Origin of the sequence: Sulfuritalea sp., from assembly GCF_031426875.1 — a bacterium.
Taxonomy (GTDB): Bacteria; Pseudomonadota; Gammaproteobacteria; order Burkholderiales; family Rhodocyclaceae; genus Sulfuritalea.
Map to the genome: position 1 here is coordinate 1 of NZ_JASJPC010000005.1, position 16464 is coordinate 16464.

Below are 16464 nucleotides of genomic sequence, written 5' to 3' on the forward strand. Positions count from 1 at the left end.
GACCTCAGTTGCATATGGCATAGCACTGTCCGCATGATTGAGAACAGACCCTAGGATCTTCAAACTGACTCGTGATGAACCAGCTAGGGAATAAAGCAGGGCGCGATCTCGCTGGTCGCGATATAAATAACTCTTACCAACTTCCTAGTCCGCGTACTCCAATGACCGCTTTGGTCGAGCAATATCGATCTGAGGCGGCAACGGACCAGACGCTTTCATCATTGATCGACAAGCTTGAGCATTGGTTTTCTAACAGCACTTCATCCGATGTTCGAAGTCTGGAAGACAAACTAACTAGTTCCGGGCGGGCCGATCTTCTTGAAGAGGCATTGGCACGAAAACAAGCTGCATACAAACTGATCATGCGCAACCAAGGCTCAAAAACTGCGCAGATGATATTTGCCTATTTGCTTGCGGAAATTGTGGTTAACTTCGAGCAAACGGTTCGGCCAATGATTCAGAGTGGGGTTGATCGCGCGCAAGTTGATAAGGCGATTCTGGACAACGTAATCTCTCCGACGCTTAAAGCACTCGAAGATAATCCACTGATGCTCGATAAGGTCGAGATTCAGAGCCTGCTATATTTCTTGGGTGGCAATTGCCACATCAGGTGGGATCCGTGTTGATCTACGATCCGACGCTAGATCCGTATCATTGCTCCATACGAATTCTCTCCATTTTGGAGCGCTGTAATGCTAAGTCATTGCCCGTTGAGAGCGTTCGAATTGCCGACTACTATCTGGCCTTCCCTGCAACAATCGCGGATATGCGGTTGTCCTCCGATCATCTAAGAATTCGTAAGATTTCACGTGGTTTAATTAACCCGTATCGAAATCCATTGAAGCAGCGAGCAGCCTTTGAGCGTATGCGGCCAATTTTTCAAGCTGCGGTATCGAGTTTGATTGCGGCTGGTTTCTTGGATGATCAGGAAGAGAAAAAGGGTGTCCTCGCGAGAAGCTCGAGTGATTTACCTGAAGCGCTGCGAGCGACGATCGAAAGCTTCGTTGCTAGGCAAAGGCCGATACGAGAGTTTATTGTTAAAGAGCTCACAGCAATTCCACTCCTGGGTCCGAGCGGGCTTAAGGACCGTTCGGGTCTAATGGAGCATCGATATGACCCAATTTAAGCCAACGATAGGTATTCGCCGTTTAGTGATCAGGAGGCGCGGAAAGCCAGTGGTAGATGTTCAGTTTCACGCTGGTTTAAATGTTTTACGTGGCGAAAATAGCGCTGGAAAAACCACGATCGTACGGTTCATCGCGTTCACACTTGGCTCAGAAAGTATTCGTTTCAATCAAACGGCGCTACTTTGTGACGAGTCCCTGTTAGAAATAACTACAAATGGAGTGGTTCTTACACTCCGGCGTTCTATCTCTGCTGCTCCGCAAACTCCGATGTCAATTTTTTGGGGGGGCCTCGAAGAGGCGTTAGTCACTGACAAGGAAAGCAATTGGCAGCGCTTTCCTTATCGAAGAAGTGAGTCAAAGGAGAGCTTTTCTCAAATTCTGTTCAGAGCTCTAGAAATGCCAGAGTTGAGAGGGGATAGCGGAGAGAACATTTCGATTCATCAGTTGCTCCGGCTGATCTATTCAGATCAGGAGACACCCTCGGGTGAGCTATTTAGATCAGAGAAGTTTGATCCTGCGATTACACGCGCAGCAGTCGGTGACTATCTGCTTGGCATCGATGGGAATGAACTATATGAGCTTAAGCTTCGCGAAAGCGTGCTCGAAAAGCAGCTGGCCGAAATTAGAAGTGGAATTCGTACGATCTATGCTGCCTTTGGATCCTCTGGCACCGAGATATCACTCGATTTTCTTAGGGAGCGCCTAAGTAGTCTCTCAGCTGAGTTGGTTGAGTGTCACAGAAAGCTAGATAGCCAGAGTTATGAAGAATTGGATTCTCCATCTGCGTCTGACGAAGACAACAGGCTCCGTAAAGAACTGGATAGCACCTTGGCTCAGCTCTCGTCCCTAAAGCGGCGCAGGCAGGAACTTGAGAGTGAGATTGCCGACTCAGCCTTATTTTTATCCGAACTTGAAGAACGTATCGTGAGCCTCAACGAGTCAATTACTGCGGAAGCTCATTTGGGATCAGCAGTATTTTCATTTTGCCCTGCTTGCTTCTCAAAAATTGATCCACAGCTCAGTTCGGCTGAGTCGTGTTCCTTATGTAAGTCATCGATCACAAAGGATTCCGCTAAGTCGCAGTTGGCACGCATGCGAAATGAGCTTGCGCTACAAATAAGGGAGTCGACGGCTATTCGGGAGTCTCAGCGTACTGAGTTGGATGATATCGTTCGCCAAATTCCAGCCATTGAGATTCGGGCAAAGGAAGCAGAGCGTGAATTTGGTAGTAACAGCAGAAGTTGGCGCCCAGCTTCACAGATTGCTATGCAGCAGATGTCGCGTGAAATTGGTCGGACAGAGCAAGAGCTAAAGCACACGTCAGAACTGCTTAAGCTTGCGGAGTTACTGAACAGTCAGAACGAAAAAGCTGCAGGAATTGAATCTGACCTTGCATGGGTAAAGGGACGTATTGATGGTGTGCGAAATGAGCAGACCGTAAGGAGGCAAAGGGCATATTTGGAGGTGGCGAATTGTCTGAAAAACCTCCTTAAGAGCGACTTAGAAAGGCAAACTGAATTTACTTCAGCCGAATCAATAGATATTGATTTCGCAGCAAATCGCATCAGCATTGACGGACAGAGGCAGTTTTCTGCAAGCTCCATGGTTTATCTACGCCATAGCTTTCACCTAGCATTGTTGCTTGCATCAACCAAGTCACCGCTATTTCGATTTCCCAGACTTGTGATTCTGGATGGCATTGAAGACGGTGGAATGGAGACCGATCGAAGCTACAATTTTCAGAGAATAATTAGGTCCGAGTCGGATTCAATTCAGGTTGATCACCAGATATTCTTAACAACATCCCAAATCTGCCCGGATTTGGAGAACGCAAAATATGTTGTTGGTCCTGCCTATTCTCATATCGAAAAGTCGATTCGACTGTAATTTCTCGATCGGGGCGATACGAGATCAAAAGGCGATATGGGATCAGCTTGATTTTCTTTTTCGAAGGCTCAATCCGCCGTCTCGCGAGCGCCGACTTTCCATTCTCGCGCTACTCCCGCCCCGCAGGTGTTACCATGGTGTCACCCGCGTACAAAGGTGACCAACCATGTCCACCACATCGCTGAAACTTCCCGACGAACTCAAGCAGCGCGCCGTCGCCGCAGCCGAGAAGATCGGCGTGTCGCCGCACGCCTTCATGGTCCATGCGATCGAGCAGGCGGCCACGGCGGCTGAACAGCGGGCCGGCTTCGTGGCCGAGGCGCTGGCGGCGCGGGAACAGATGCTGAAGACCGGCAAGGGCTACGACGCCGCCGAGGTTCATGCTTACCTGAAAGCGCGCATTGCCGGCGGCAAGGCCGCCAAGCCGAAGGCCGGGTCTTGGCGAAGCTGAGCTATTCGGGGAGGGCCCTGGTCGATCTCGAAAGGCTGACTGACTTCTTGATCGAGGCCGATCCGAAGGCGGCGCTTGAGACGGTGGGACTGATCGAGGAAGCCGTCGGCTTGCTGGCTCGCCACCCGCTGATCGGTCGTCCTGTCGAGTTTTCCTTGCGGGAACTGGTGATATCCCGCGGCCGCACCGGCTATGTCGCGCTCAACAGTTACGAGGAAGCGCAGGATGCGGTGCTGATTCTCGCGATCCGCCATCAGCGCGAAGCGGGCTACTGGGCCGAGTGATTTGGGAGCAGCTTGATTTGATCTTTTGACACCCCGAATCGCCGCATCGCCAGCGCCAACTCTTGAACGATCCACCGATAAACGCGCGGGCTCCAGTATTTTCAAGCAGCCCGAGCCAATGCCATGCGAATCTCGACGGCATCGAAGGGAACGGTCACCATGTCGTCGTCGGTGCGTTCGATCAGCCCCAGTTCGACGAGGCGGGCAACATCGGCGTGGACATTCGAGTAATTGCGCCCGGCAGTCTTGGCCAGCGCATACACGCTCGCCGGACCCATGCCGCGTAGGGTGTTGAGGAGATCCAGGCGGGCGGGAGTCAGCTCGGCGAACAGCATGCGTGCCGACTCGAAGGAAAGGCGGTAGTCCGGGGTCCGGCCACGTTCCTTCTGCGCGAGTTGTTCCCGCGCGGCCTTGAATACGGTCCCTTTGCTGCCAACTTCGATGATGGCTTTCATTGCTTGTCCCTCCAGTTCGTCACGTCGCGTTCGAAGTCGGCCAGCAGCGCGTCGAGGTCGGTGAACTCGTAGCTCGTCTCGACGCCGCTGGCGTGCCGATGATCGCCCTTGCCGCGTTCGTTGTCGTAGCGCACGAAGCATTCGCCGGCCGCGCCAAAGAACAGCCGGTACTTGTACGGATGGGCGCATGGTGGCAAGGGCTCGGCCAGTTCCCAAACCACGATCTCGACGATCGATCCATCGTCGCGAACTTCCTTCGCCTGGGCGATCAGCGTGGCTTTCATGTATTGCATGATAGCAATATATAGCCTATGTACAATAGGAAATATATCTCCTGACCGATGGCGCTATGGGGCCAGCTCGATTTGCTTACTTGAAAGCTCGAATCACCGTGTCGCCAGCGTCGACTTTTCAACGTCTGTCCTGGGAGTCGCCGGCGAATATGTCGATCTTTGACAATATTTGATAGCATTGTCGCGAATGGTCGTCGTCAGGCGGCCGGCACAGCGAGGAATCGAACATGGGCATGAATGTCAATCTCACTCCGCACCTTGAAGAAATGGTGCGGCAAAAAGTCAGCTCGGGGCTTTACACGTCGGCCAGCGAGGTGGTGCGCGAAGCCTTGCGTCTCATGGATGAACAGGATCATCTGCGCGCGGCAAAGTTGGCGCAGTTGCGCCAGGACGTCCGTGCCGGTGTAGATAGCGGTTCGGCAACGTCCTGGGATGCCGCGAGCGTCAAGAGTGCTGGGCGCGCCAGGCGCCAGGCCAAGCCAGTCGCCGCCAAGTCGTAGGATGGCGCGCCACGCCTGACCTGAATCCAGAATCGATACGGCTTGGGCCTTCCATTTTTCTGAACACGCGCAGGCGCCGGCGCTACGCTGCTGGAGACTCCTGATTCGTATTGCGCCGGCTCCGTAGCCTCTCGCGATCCTCCGTCGGCCCGTGCGAGAATTCGCCGCTGCGTCCATTTCACGACCCCAGAGGAGACTGCTCATGATTAAGCTCTACTACGGCCCCGGCGCCTGTTCTTTCGTACCCCATGTCGGGATCGAGGCGATCAAGGCTGCCACGGGCGAGGAAATCGAAAGCCAGACGGTGAAGCTGCACAAGGGCGAGCAGCACACGCCGGAATACCTGGCGCTGAACCAGTTGGGCCAGGTGCCGCTGCTGGTGGTCGACGGCAAGCCGCTGAACCAGATCGTGGCGATTTGCGATTACCTCGACCGGCGCTTTCCCCAGGCCGGGCTGCTGCCGAGCGATAGCTGGCAGCGGGCGCAGGCGATGTCGCTGTTCGCCTGGATGAACAACACCGTGCATCCGACCTTCACGCATATTTTCCGCCCGGCCAAGTTCGCGGCGAGCGAAGCCGCCCAGGCGGATGTCCGCAACACCGCCGTGGCGGCGTTCCGCGAGTGCCTGGAACGCATCCAGACCCTGGCGCAGCAGGCCGGCCCCTTCCTGCTCGGCGACCGGCTTTCCTTCGTCGATGCCTATGCGCTGACATTCCTGCGCTGGGGCGGGCTCGGCGGTATCGATCCGGCCTCGCTGCCGGCCTACCAAACCTATGTCGCCCGCGTCGCCGCGCAGCCGCCGGTAGCAGCGGCGATGGCGCGCGAAGGCATCGACCTCGCTACCTACAAGCCGAAATAGTCCGCGGTCGCCAAGGGCGATTTGGGGTCGGAGTGATTTGCTTCGGCGACACCTCGAATCGCCGCGTCCCACCGGGGACTTCCAGCAGCGCGTCGAGGTCCGTGAACTCGTAGCCCGTCTCGACGCGGACCGATAATGCTGGCGCTTGCAAAATTTTGCCAAATATTCCAGTCTCGCCCCATGAGCACGATGAACATTTCCTTGCCTGATTCGCTCAAGGCCTTTGTCGACGAGCAAGTCGACCAGCGCGGCTACGGCACCAGCAGCGAATATGTGCTGGAACTGATCCGCCGCGACCAGGATCGGCTGCAGCTGCGAAATATCCTCCTGGCCGGTGCGGAATCGGTGGTGGCGGCGCCAGCCGATGCTGCCTATTTCGCGACGCTGCGCGGACGTGTCCGCCAACGCGCTCGCGGGTGAAGTTGAAACCGGTAATCCCGCGTGAGCTGGCCAATCGAGATGTCGCCTAGACCATCGCTTGCTACCTGGACGAGGGTGCGGACCAAGCCGCGCTGAGCTTCATTGATGCGCTGGAGCGGGCCTACACGCATATCGGCCGTCATCCGGCCAGCGGATCACCCCGTTACGCGCACGAGTTGAATCTGCCCGGCCTGCGTTTTTGGCCGCTGACCCGTTTCCCGCACTTGGTCTTCTACTTCGAGCATACCGATCACGTCGAGGTCTGGCGCGTATTGCATGGCCAGCGCGACATCCCGGCGTGGATGCACGAGCCCGACGCGCACTGAGATCCCGCGGTCGCACCGGCTATGCCGCGCTCTACAGCCTGGAGGAAGCGCAGGCCGCGGTGCTGATTCTCGCAATCCGCCATCAGCGCGAAGCGGGCTATTGGGGCGAGGAAGAAGACTGAATCGAGCAAGTGATATGAGGTCAGCCGATCCCATGTCACCGACCGCAATCGATCCGATTAGTGGCAGGATGTGGAAAAGCTTGGACCGTAATGTCGCCGACGGCCAGCGGCGGCTTCACCCTTGGAGAGTCCAGTGCAGGCAGTCATGTACCACCATTTCGGCGATGAATCGGTCTTGTCGCTGTGTGAAGTTCCCACGCCGCAACCCGCCAGCGGCCAGGTCCAGGTGCGCGTCCATATGGCCAGCTTGAATCCGGTGGATTTCAAGCTGCGCAGTGGCATGCTGCGCATGGTGGGGCGGCCCAAGCGCCCTGCAATTACGGGAAAAGACTTCGCCGGCGAAATCACTGCCCTGGGCGCGAATGTGCACGGCTATGCCATCGGGCAACGCGTATTCGGTTCTGTCGATCCATTGGGTGGCGAGGGATCGTGCGCGCAGTTTGTCGTGCTGTCGACCGATCTGATCGCACCCATTCCCGAGGCTCTGAGCGATGAAGTGGCCGCCAGTTTGCCGGTGGCTTCCGGCACCGCTTTGCAGGCACTTGCCGACATTGCACAACTCCAGCGCGGCCAATCGGTTTTGATCACAGGGGCATCCGGCGCCGTGGGTTCCAGCGCCGTGCAACTGGCCCGGTCGATCGGCGCTCGCATCACCGGGGTGTGCAGCACAGCCAATATCGCCTATGTCCGCTCCATCGGCGCCGACCGCGTCATCGACTACAAGACCGACAATTGGCAGAACTGCGGCGATCGCTTCGATGTGATCTTCGATGCTGCCGCCAGCGCATCATTTGCAAGTTCAAGACCGTGCCTGAAGGTCGGGGGCATCTACATCAACACCATGCCGAGCGCGGCTTTGTACCTGGCGGCGCTGGTTGCCCGGCTGACATCCCGGCAACGCTGCGTGCCATACCTGCTGAAGACCGATGCCGAACTGCTTGGGCGCCTGGCGACACTGGCGGCCGATGGCGTAATCACGCCGCGCATCAGCGAAATCGTGGACTTGGGCCAGGTAGGCGCCGCTCAGCGTCGGATGCAGGAAGGCAAGGTCAGCGGCAAGATTTGCGTGCGCGTGAATCCATGAGTACCTGCATGGTCGGGGTCAAGCCATCGACGCGGTGTTCGATCCCGATCCGGATGCGCCGGCGTCATGACCGGCGGCAGGCAAAGGCGGTCGAACTCGCACAGCGCGAGCTGATCCACCACGCAAGCGGATTTCGGGCGATGCTGATATATTTACCCAATGAATTATAAATTCGTTGGGTAAGCATTTCACCGCATCTTGCCGCCATGCCCGTTGACGCGCTTCATTTCCGCCAGCATGAACTTGCCTTCCGCACGCAGTACGCGGAGTTGAAGGAGCGCACGCTTGGCGCGGGTCTTTTGCTGCCGGGGTCGCCGGGGACGCTTGCGTTGCGTTCCGGCACCGGCTTTTCCTACTGGTATCGCGTTTATTATTCCGTGCCGCGCAAGCAATCGGAAACGCTGGTTTGCAAGGACGGGGATAGCGCAGCGCTGGAAGCGATGAGGGCGCGCATGGATTTCTCCGGCTGGGCGTCGGATCAGGTGTCGGCGCTGCGCAAGCTGGGTTTTCAGGTGGCTGACAAGGCCGTGGCGCGCGTGCTGGTGGAATTGCACAATCAGGGTGCTTTTGAGGCCGGATTGGTATTGGTCGGTACCCTGGGCTACATGGCGTGGCTCAACGAGTTGGGCGTGAGAGCGGTGGCGTCGCGCACCCAGGATATCGATCTTGCTCGCAGGCAGCAGTTGAAACTGGCGTTGCCCGTACCTTTCATGCGGACGATGCAGGCGACTGGATTGCCTTTTTTTGCGGTGCCGGGTTTGCCTTCGAGCAAGCCTTCGACTTCGGTCAAGTTGCCCGGCGTCGATGGTTTGCGCGTCGACATGCTGGTGCACGGCAAAACCCTGGGTGCGATTGTTCGCGTACCCGAGTTGCAATGGGCCGCGAAAAGCATTCCCTTTTACGATTATTTGCTGGCGGCACCTGAACAGGCCGCCATGCTTGCCGGTGCGCAATGCGTTCCGGTCAGGCTGCCGCAGGCGGTGCGCATGGTGTGGCACAAGTTGTATTCAAGTGCCAGGCGTCGCGGCTTTCCCGAGAAGGCAGCCAAGGACCGAAGCCAGGCGCTGACGCTTGCCGCGGCGTTGGCGAGCGACGATGCGCGCGCATTGAAGAAAGCCGGTCGGGCCGCGCCGGATGACATGCTCAAGGCGATCCGGCCACATGCCAAGACATTGCTTGAACAGTCGGCGGATCATCCCGAACTCTGTGATGTCCTGCGGGAAGTGCTGGCCGCCTGAAGTCGAGCAACCGCGACGCCTGATGCTGCTCGCATCTCCGGGCCTCCCGCTACCAATTTACCTCTTGAGCAGGTGTCTGGCGATGATCAGCTTCTGTATCTCGCTCGTTCCGTCGAAGATACGAAAAGCGCGAACGTGCCGATACAGGCGTTCGACGGTTGTACCCTCGACCACGCCCAATCCACCAAAAATCTGAAGCGCCTGATCCACCACTTCCTGGGCGATTTCCGAGGAGTAGAGCTTCGCAATCGAAGCGTCTCGCCCGACGGTAGCGGAACCGACATCGTGGCCCCATGCGGCCCGATATACGAGGAGTGCCGCCGCTTCTGTCTTGACGGCCATATCCGCCAGTTTCGCCTGGATCAGTTGATGTTCGGCAATGGGTTTCCTGAACGCCACCCGTTCCATGCTCCGGGTTATGGCTTCGTCCATCGCGCGTCGGGCAATACCCAGCGTTGCTGCACCGACCGTCGGACGGAACAGTTCAAGTGCGTGCATTGCGATGGCGAATCCCTGCCCCGATTCGCCCAGGATCGATGTCGCGGGAACGAAACAATTCTCGTAGCGAAGGGTACCGACGGTGTGCGGCGGCATGACGCGAAGCCGCTCCTGCAGTTCAATTCCCGGCGCACGGCCATCGACGAGGAATGCCGAGATGCCGTGATTGCCGGATTCGCCGTCGGTGCGAGCGAAAACCACGTAGAGATCGGCGAAACCCGAATTCGAGGTCCATGTCTTGCGACCATTGAGCAGATAGCCTCCGTCCGACGGAGTCGCCGTGGTCTTGATCGCCGCCACGTCCGACCCGGCCTCGGGCTCGGAGAGCGCGAACGCGGGCAGGCAGGTTCCCGCGCAGAGTGCTTCAAGATGCCAGCGTTTCTGCTCCGCCGAGCCGTACAGGGCAATCGGCAGCGCCGCCAGCCATGGTTCGGAAAACGCCACGTCGGCGATGGCGGAGCTGTAACCGAGAATCTCGCGCATCAGGCAAACGCCGCGCAGGTCGATGCTTCCCTGCAGCCCACCGGCTTGCGGCGCGACCGTTGCCGGTAGCCAGCCGTCCCTGGCAAGGAGACGAAATATCTCTCTGGCGACCTGGCCGTCGCCTCCCTCATTGGCTTCAAAGTGGGTGAGATGGGCCGCGACCCAGGCACGAAACGAGGCCTCCAGTTCGCGGTGTCGCGCTTCAAAGAAGGGCAGTTCGCTTGTCAAGGCCAATGTCATCTACTCCTTGTCGCTGGTGGGTGCGCGGCGGTAATCATTATGCGGCACAAGACCCCGGGGCGCGATATGGGTTTCGGGCCGAATCGCCGCCACTGTCCTCCGAAATGGGGACATACATCCTGCCTCTCCTGGCCGAGAATCTGCGACAGGTCCGGCATCCGTACCGGGCTCGACGACCATCCATTGCAGGAGCACACAGCATGCGCAATCCCCACATTTCACGCCTGACCGCGAGCATCTTCGCCACTGCCGCTTGCGCGGCGACCACGCCGCTGGCGGCGGCGCAACCCGATCTCGATGCGCTGACGGCGACCCAGGCCGCCGCCGATTTGTGCGCCGGGAAATACACCAGCGAAGCGCTGGTTACGGCCGCACTGGAGCGCGCCCGGTCGCGCGCGGACCTGAATGCCTTCATCACCCTGGACGAGGCCGGCGCCCTCAAGGCGGCCAGGGCGGCGGATGCCGCGCGCGGCAAGGGCAAGGCCTGCCTGCCGCTGGGCGGCGTGCCGGTGGTGGTCAAGGACAACATCCAGGTGGCCGGCCTGCCGGCGACCGCGGGCACGCCGGCGCTGAAGAATTTCGTGCCCAGGGCCGACGCGCCGGTCGTCGCCAAACTGCGCAAGGCGGGGGCCATCGTCCTCGGCAAGACCAACATGCACGAATTGGCCTTCGGCATTTCCGGCTACAACGCCGCGTTCAAGACCGGGGCGGACTGGGGCGTGAGGAATGCCTACGATCCGGCCCGGATTGCCGGCGGGTCCTCCTCGGGCAGCGGCGCGGCGATCGGCGCGCGCATCGTCGCCGCGGGCCTGGGCACCGATACCGGCGGTTCGCTGCGCATTCCCTGCGCCCTGAACGGCTGTGCCTCGCTGCGGCCGACGGTCGGCCGCTATTCGCAGGCGGGCATCGCGCCGATCTCGCATACGCGCGACACGGCGGGGCCGATGGGCGTTGCCATGGCCGACGTGGAACTGCTCGACCGGCTGATCGGCGGCGGCAAGGCGGCGCGGGCGGCGGACCTGAAGAAAGTGCGCGTCGGCGTGGTCGCCTCGACCCAGGCCAACCTGGATGCCGACACCAAGGCGGCGATCGACGCCGCCATCGCCAGGATGAAGGGCGCCGGCGTGACGGTGGTCGATGTCGAGATGCCGCAACTGGCCGAGCTGAATGGCGCGATAGGCTTCCCGGTGGCGCTTTACGAGGCCTACGACGACATGGTGGGCTACCTGAAGAAAAGCGGCGCCGGCATCTCGATCGAGGAACTGGCCAAGGGCATCGCCAGCCCCGACGTGAAAGGCACCTACGATGGGCTGGTGATTCCGCGCAAGCTGCCCGGACCCAACAACACGCTGGTCGACGCCAAACCGGCCTACGATGCCGCGCTCAAGACGAGCCGCCCGGCGCTGCAAAAGCTGTACAAGGACACGTTCCGCCGCCACAAGCTCGATGCCATCGTTTTTCCCACGGTGCCGAAGGTGGCCATCGCCGCGAATCCGGATTCCAGCAGCCTGGCCAACTTCGGCCTATACATCCAGAACACCGATCCGGGCAGCAATGCCGGCATCCCCGGCCTGCAGATTCCGCTGGCGCTGGGGGATGGCAGCAAGCTTCCGGTCGGCCTCGAACTCGACGGCCCGGCCGGCAGCGATCGTCGGCTGATCGCCATCGGGCTGGCGCTGGAGGGGGTTTTCGGGCGCCTGCCGGCGCCGGCCAGGCGCTGATCCGGCACGCCGGCCCGGCATTGCCTGCGCGGGGCCGGCGTTAGTTGCGCTTGAGGCGGCCGACCGCCGTCGCGAGCCCGCCGCGGCGGTTCACCCCGAGCTTGAGGAAGCTGCGCTTGAGGTAGGTGCGCACCGTCGACAGCTCGACGTCCAGGCGCTGCGCGATCTGCTTGTCGGTCAGGCCTTCGCCGACCATCTGCGCGACGGCGAGTTCGCGCGAGGACAGCGACGCCATTTCCGGGCCGGCAATGTCGATCGCGCCGGGGGCGCGCAGCGACACGCGCCGCAGGGCGCCGGCGAACGCGGGCTCGATCAGGCGCAGCAGGTCGAGCGTGTGGCCGTCGAAGTTGTCGCGGTGCTTGCCGCGCCAGATGCGCAGGTCGCCGATGCTGCGCTCGCCCGCGTAGCTGTAGGAATTGACGCCCCAGTGCAGGCCGTCGCGCGCCAGGAAGTCGTTGAAGAACTCGGTGCGCATCAGCTCGTTCTGCGGCATCACCTGGGTGACCAGCGTGGGTACGCGCCGCGCCTGCAGCTTGAAGGTGATCGGATCGTGGAACTGGAAATGGCTGTCGTAGGTTCCCAGCGTGTCCGCGTTCATGTTGATCGACACGCAAGCGTCGAAGCGATGCGTCGCGTCGTCCCAGATGAAGGATGCGAAGTGGTCGGCACGCAACATGTCGAGCAGGCCGTAGCCTATCTGTTGCCGCACTTCGCGTTCCGCCATGTCTTCGGCCAGCAGACCGAAGAGGCGGGAGAGGGCGCGACTTTCCGAGGCCGTCAGGTACATGCGGACAAGTGTAGGCGAGTGTCGGCGCGCTTGCAACGCGGGGGAAGAGTTGGCGCTGGCGGTACGGCGCTTATGGTACGGCGCTTGCGGCCGGCGAAAGCGGCTGGTTGGCCTGAAACGGATGGAAGCTTGTGCCGGCTGGCGTCAGGACCGGTTTGATACGCCCGTCATCGCTTGCTTCAGCCATTGCCCCACGTCATGTATTTCTTCGATGCAAATCGAATGCGGCATCGGGTATTCGTGCCACTCGACCCGGTGGCCGCGAGCCGTCAGGAAATCCCTGGCGCGGATGCCCAGTTCGATCGATACCACGTCGTCTTCGCTGCCGTGGGCCGCGAAGATCGGCAGCGCCTGGTTGACGGCCGCCGCCTCGTCGGCAATCAGCTTCTGGGTCGGCATATAGGTCGATAGCGCAATCACGCCGGCCAGGGGCTCGGCATGGGTCAGCGCCGTGGTGTAGGCAATCGCGCCGCCTTGCGAAAAGCCCGCGAGGAAGATGCGCGAGCAAGGCACGCCGCGCTGGTTCTCGCGTGCCATGAGGTCTCGGATCGCTTGCCGCGAACGGACGATGCCGGCTTCATCGACGGTGCGGCTGCTGCTGTCCAGCGAAATGATGTCGTACCAGGCCGGCATGACGTAGCCGCCGTTGCAGGTCACCGGTATGGCGGGTGCGTGAGGAAAAATGAAACGCATGCCGGGGCCGTGGTCCAGGCCGAGTTCCGGCACCACGGGTTCGAAATCCGATCCGTCGGCGCCCAGGCCGTGCATCCAGATCACTGAAAACCGGGGCGCTGCGGTGGTTTCTATTTCGATGGCGGGCAGCAGCGGGTCCATTCGGTATTCCTTGTGCTTGCGGCGACATCGCTGCGCGCGCCGCGGCGGGGCATGCTCAGTGAATCTCGCGGGTTTCGAGGAACTTCACTTCCGGGTGGCGCTCCTGCGTCATCGACAGGTTGACGCGGTTGGGCGCCAGATAGACGTAATCGCCGGCGCCGTCGAGCGCCACATTGACGCCGGCCTTGTCGGCCAGGGCGCGTATCGCTTGGTCGTCGCCGCGCAGCCAGCGCGCGGTGGCGACCGGGTAGGGTTCGAACATGACATCGACGCCGTACTCGAATTCGAGGCGGTGGGCGACCACGTCGAACTGCAGCGTGCCGACCGCGCCGAGGATCAGGTCGTTGCTGTGGATCGGCCGGAACAACTGGGTCGCGCCTTCCTCGGCGAGCTGCTGCAGGCCTTTCTGCAGCTGCTTCATTTTCATCGGGTTGCGGATCTGGGCGCGGCGGAAATGCTCGGGGGCGAAGCAGGGAATGCCGGTGAATTTGAGGTCCTCGCCTTCGCTGAAGGCGTCGCCGAGCAGCACCGTGCCGTGGTTGGGGATGCCGAGGATGTCGCCGGGCCAGGCTTCGTCGGTGGTGTTGCGGTCCTGGGCCATGAAGGTGATGGCGTTGTTCACCGCCAGGGTCTTGCCGGTCGAGCGCTGGCGCAGCTTGATGCCGCGTTCGAACTTGCCCGAGCAGACGCGGACGAAGGCGATGCGGTCGCGGTGCTTGGGGTCCATGTTGGCCTGGATCTTGAAGACGAAGCCGGTGAACTTCGGCTCGCCGGGCTGCACCAGGCGCGACTCGGTGGCGCGCGGCTGCGGCGGCGGCGAGAGTTCGACCACGGCGTCGAGCAGGGACTGCACGCCGAAATTGTTGATCGCCGAGCCGAAATACACCGGCGTCTGCTTGCCGGCCAGGTAGGCCTCGCGGTCGAAGGCATGCGAGGCGCCGCGCACCAGCTCGACTTCCATGCGCAGTTCCTCGGCCTGGTCGGGGATCAGCTCGTCGAGGCGCGGATTGTCGAGGCCCTTGATGACTTCGGCCGTGCCTTTCTCCGCCTGCGGGTCGAAGAAGCTGATGCTGTCGTCGTAGAGGTGATAGACGCCGCGGAAGCGCTTGCCCATGCTGATCGGCCAGGTCATCGGCGCGCACTGGATGTCGAGCACCGACTCGATCTCGTCGAGCAGTTCGATCGGCGGCCGGCCTTCGCGGTCGAGCTTGTTGATGAAGGTCAGGATCGGCGTGTCGCGCAGGCGGCAGACGTTGAGCAGCTTGATGGTCTGGGCCTCGACGCCATTGACCGAATCGATCACCATGACCGCGGAGTCGACCGCGGTCAGCGTGCGGTAAGTGTCTTCCGAGAAGTCCTCGTGGCCCGGCGTGTCGAGCAGGTTGACCATGCACTCGCGGTAGGGGAACTGCATCACCGAGCTGGTGACCGAGATGCCGCGCTGCTTTTCGAGTTCCATCCAGTCCGAGGTGGCGTGGCGGCTGGCCTTCCGCGCGCGGACTTCGCCGGCGACCTGGATCGCGCCGCCGAACCACAGCAGCTTTTCGGTCAGCGTGGTCTTGCCCGCATCGGGGTGGGAAATGATGGCGAAAGTGCGGCGGCGGGCGGTTTCGAGGTCGAGCTGGGACACGGCGGCAGGGATATCGGGGCGAAGGGCCGCGATTATACGGTGCCGCGGGTTCCCCAAGGGATGCAGAGAGTTGGCGCTGGCGACACGGCGATGCAGCGGGGCGGCGATGCGCCTCGCCTTTGGTTCAGCCTGTCGCCTGGGCCATGCCTGTGCCTTGCGGCGGCGCGCTGAAAACGCCGGGGCGGGCCTTTTCGCCGGCCAGCACCCAGTCCGCGTCCAGCGAGCGGATCGGCACTGCGGTATCGGCCGGAATGCGGCCGGACAGTTGCAAGGCCAGATAGCGGCCGCAACTGACGCGCAGGAAGGACGTGAAGTTGGCGCTGTCGTTGCCAGCCTGGCCGCCGGCCTCGGCGAGTTCGTCGTAGAGGCGGGTGATCAGTTGTCCCACGCTGAGCCCGTCGCGTGCGCCGATTTCCTCCAGAACCTGCCAGAACAGGTTTTCCAGGCGGATGCTGGTGGCGACGCCGGAGAGCCGCAGCGAACGGGAACGACAGCGATACAGCTCCGGGTCGGCGGTAATGAAAATCCTGCACATCGCGTTTCCTCCTCGGCAAGATCAAGGGGGATGCGGACACATCCTCCTTGCGCAATGTAGCACCGCTGCCGCGATCGGCGAAAGCGTCAAAGCTCGATGCGGGTGCCGAGCAGCTTGAGGAACTGGCCGATCCAGGCCGGGTGCGCGGGCCAGGCGGGCGCCGTGACCAGGTTGCCGTCGGTGACCGCGGCGTCGATGGCGATCTCGGCGAACTGCCCCCCGGCCAGAACCACCTCGGCGCTGCAGGCCGGGTAGGCCGAGCAGCGCCGGCCCTTGAGCACGCCGGCGGCGGCGAGGATCTGCGCGCCGTGGCAGATCGCCGCCACCGGTTTGTTGGCGCTGAAGAAGTGACGAACCGTGTCGAGCACCCGCGGGTTCAGGCGCAGGTATTCCGGCGCGCGGCCGCCGGGAATCACCAGCGCGTCGTAGTCTTCGGCCTTGGCGTCGGCGAAACTGGCGTTGAGGGCAAAGTTGTGGCCACGCTTTTCGGAATAGGTCTGCTGTCCTTCGAAATCGTGGATCGCCGTGGCGACGCTGTCGCCGGCCTGCTTGTCCGGACAAACCGCGTGCACGCTGTGTCCTACCGCCAGCAGCGCCTGGAAGGGCACCATCACTTCATAGTCCTCGACGTAATCGCCGACCAGCATCAGTATTTTCTTGGCTGCCATGTCTCTCTCCTGGTTGTTGCGG

Annotated in this window: 20 protein-coding genes; 12 read left to right on the forward strand and 8 right to left on the reverse strand. The window is 61.1% G+C overall.

What is annotated here, in order from left to right:
• The first annotated feature begins 74 nt into the window (after positions 1-74).
• From RMO95_RS02480 to RMO95_RS02500, 5 genes are all read left to right on the forward strand, one after another.
• Positions 75-626 carry an ABC-three component system protein gene (locus tag RMO95_RS02480; RefSeq protein WP_310449037.1) on the forward strand — a complete coding sequence of 184 codons (552 nt, stop codon included), beginning with the start codon at positions 75-77 and terminating at the stop codon, positions 624-626.
• Positions 620-1126: an ABC-three component system middle component 5 gene (locus RMO95_RS02485; protein ID WP_310449008.1), complete on the forward strand. Its 507-nt coding sequence runs from the start codon at positions 620-622 to the stop codon at positions 1124-1126. The genes RMO95_RS02480 and RMO95_RS02485 overlap by 7 nt, the downstream gene beginning before the upstream one ends.
• Entirely contained in the window at positions 1113-3014 is a 1902-nt protein-coding gene (locus RMO95_RS02490; protein WP_310449009.1) for a hypothetical protein, read from the forward strand. Before RMO95_RS02485 ends, RMO95_RS02490 begins: the two co-directional genes overlap by 14 nt.
• Positions 3015-3180: 166 nt before the next feature.
• The gene (locus RMO95_RS02495; protein ID WP_310449010.1) at positions 3181-3465 is read left to right on the forward strand and encodes a CopG family transcriptional regulator; all 285 of its coding nucleotides are present in this window, start codon (positions 3181-3183) and stop codon (positions 3463-3465) included.
• On the forward strand, positions 3453-3749 hold the full coding sequence (locus RMO95_RS02500) for a type II toxin-antitoxin system RelE/ParE family toxin (protein WP_310449011.1): 297 nt from the start codon (positions 3453-3455) through the stop codon (positions 3747-3749). Before RMO95_RS02495 ends, RMO95_RS02500 begins: the two co-directional genes overlap by 13 nt.
• 101 nt (positions 3750-3850) lie before the next feature.
• Here RMO95_RS02500 and RMO95_RS02505 read toward each other — a convergent pair whose 3' ends face one another.
• Entirely contained in the window at positions 3851-4204 is a 354-nt protein-coding gene (locus RMO95_RS02505) for a MarR family transcriptional regulator (protein ID WP_310449012.1), read from the reverse strand.
• Positions 4201-4497 carry a DUF6516 family protein gene (locus RMO95_RS02510; RefSeq protein ID WP_310449013.1) on the reverse strand — a complete coding sequence of 99 codons (297 nt, stop codon included), beginning with the start codon at positions 4495-4497 and terminating at the stop codon, positions 4201-4203. Before RMO95_RS02510 ends, RMO95_RS02505 begins: the two co-directional genes overlap by 4 nt.
• Before the next feature lie 233 nt (positions 4498-4730).
• Here RMO95_RS02510 and RMO95_RS02515 point away from each other — a divergent pair, with 233 nt between their 5' ends.
• The 6 genes from RMO95_RS02515 to RMO95_RS02540 all read left to right on the forward strand — a co-directional run bounded on the left by RMO95_RS02515 (position 4731) and on the right by RMO95_RS02540 (position 9046).
• A complete protein-coding gene (locus tag RMO95_RS02515) occupies positions 4731-4997 on the forward strand; it encodes a type II toxin-antitoxin system ParD family antitoxin (protein WP_310449014.1) in 267 nt (88 codons plus the stop codon).
• A 202-nt stretch (positions 4998-5199) separates the two neighbouring features.
• A complete protein-coding gene (locus RMO95_RS02520; RefSeq protein ID WP_310449015.1) occupies positions 5200-5856 on the forward strand; it encodes a glutathione S-transferase family protein in 657 nt (218 codons plus the stop codon).
• Positions 5857-5991: 135 nt separating this feature from the next.
• Positions 5992-6276, forward strand: a complete 285-nt coding sequence (locus RMO95_RS02525; protein ID WP_310449016.1) for a type II toxin-antitoxin system ParD family antitoxin — start codon at positions 5992-5994, stop codon at positions 6274-6276.
• A 65-nt stretch (positions 6277-6341) separates the two neighbouring features.
• Positions 6342-6602, forward strand: a complete 261-nt coding sequence (locus RMO95_RS02530; protein WP_310449038.1) for a type II toxin-antitoxin system RelE/ParE family toxin — start codon at positions 6342-6344, stop codon at positions 6600-6602.
• Between the two features lie 267 nt (positions 6603-6869).
• Complete coding sequence (locus RMO95_RS02535; RefSeq protein WP_310449017.1) at positions 6870-7808, forward strand: NAD(P)-dependent alcohol dehydrogenase; 939 nt, start codon at positions 6870-6872, stop codon at positions 7806-7808.
• Positions 7809-8014: 206 nt separating this feature from the next.
• Entirely contained in the window at positions 8015-9046 is a 1032-nt protein-coding gene (locus tag RMO95_RS02540; RefSeq protein WP_310449018.1) for a GSU2403 family nucleotidyltransferase fold protein, read from the forward strand.
• A 57-nt stretch (positions 9047-9103) separates the two neighbouring features.
• On the opposite strand, the gene RMO95_RS02545 is transcribed toward RMO95_RS02540, so the two are convergent.
• Positions 9104-10255 (reverse strand): acyl-CoA dehydrogenase, encoded by a 1152-nt coding sequence (locus RMO95_RS02545; protein ID WP_310449019.1) that lies wholly within the window; start codon positions 10253-10255, stop codon positions 9104-9106.
• A 212-nt stretch (positions 10256-10467) separates the two neighbouring features.
• Between RMO95_RS02545 and iaaH the strand changes: the two genes are divergently transcribed.
• Positions 10468-11988 carry an indoleacetamide hydrolase gene (gene iaaH / locus RMO95_RS02550; protein WP_310449020.1) on the forward strand — a complete coding sequence of 507 codons (1521 nt, stop codon included), beginning with the start codon at positions 10468-10470 and terminating at the stop codon, positions 11986-11988.
• Positions 11989-12028: 40 nt separating this feature from the next.
• Here iaaH and RMO95_RS02555 read toward each other — a convergent pair whose 3' ends face one another.
• From RMO95_RS02555 to RMO95_RS02575, 5 genes are all read right to left on the reverse strand, one after another.
• The gene (locus RMO95_RS02555) at positions 12029-12775 is read right to left on the reverse strand and encodes a helix-turn-helix transcriptional regulator (RefSeq protein ID WP_310449021.1); all 747 of its coding nucleotides are present in this window, start codon (positions 12773-12775) and stop codon (positions 12029-12031) included.
• A gap of 144 nt (positions 12776-12919) precedes the next feature.
• On the reverse strand, positions 12920-13609 hold the full coding sequence (locus RMO95_RS02560) for a dienelactone hydrolase family protein (RefSeq protein WP_310449022.1): 690 nt from the start codon (positions 13607-13609) through the stop codon (positions 12920-12922).
• A 55-nt stretch (positions 13610-13664) separates the two neighbouring features.
• On the reverse strand, positions 13665-15239 hold the full coding sequence (locus RMO95_RS02565; RefSeq protein ID WP_310449023.1) for a peptide chain release factor 3: 1575 nt from the start codon (positions 15237-15239) through the stop codon (positions 13665-13667).
• Positions 15240-15363: 124 nt separating this feature from the next.
• Positions 15364-15774, reverse strand: coding sequence for a ribbon-helix-helix domain-containing protein (locus tag RMO95_RS02570; RefSeq protein ID WP_310449024.1), 411 nt, complete (start codon positions 15772-15774; stop codon positions 15364-15366).
• A gap of 86 nt (positions 15775-15860) precedes the next feature.
• Complete coding sequence (locus RMO95_RS02575; protein ID WP_310449025.1) at positions 15861-16442, reverse strand: DJ-1/PfpI family protein; 582 nt, start codon at positions 16440-16442, stop codon at positions 15861-15863.
• Positions 16443-16464 lie beyond the last annotated feature (22 nt).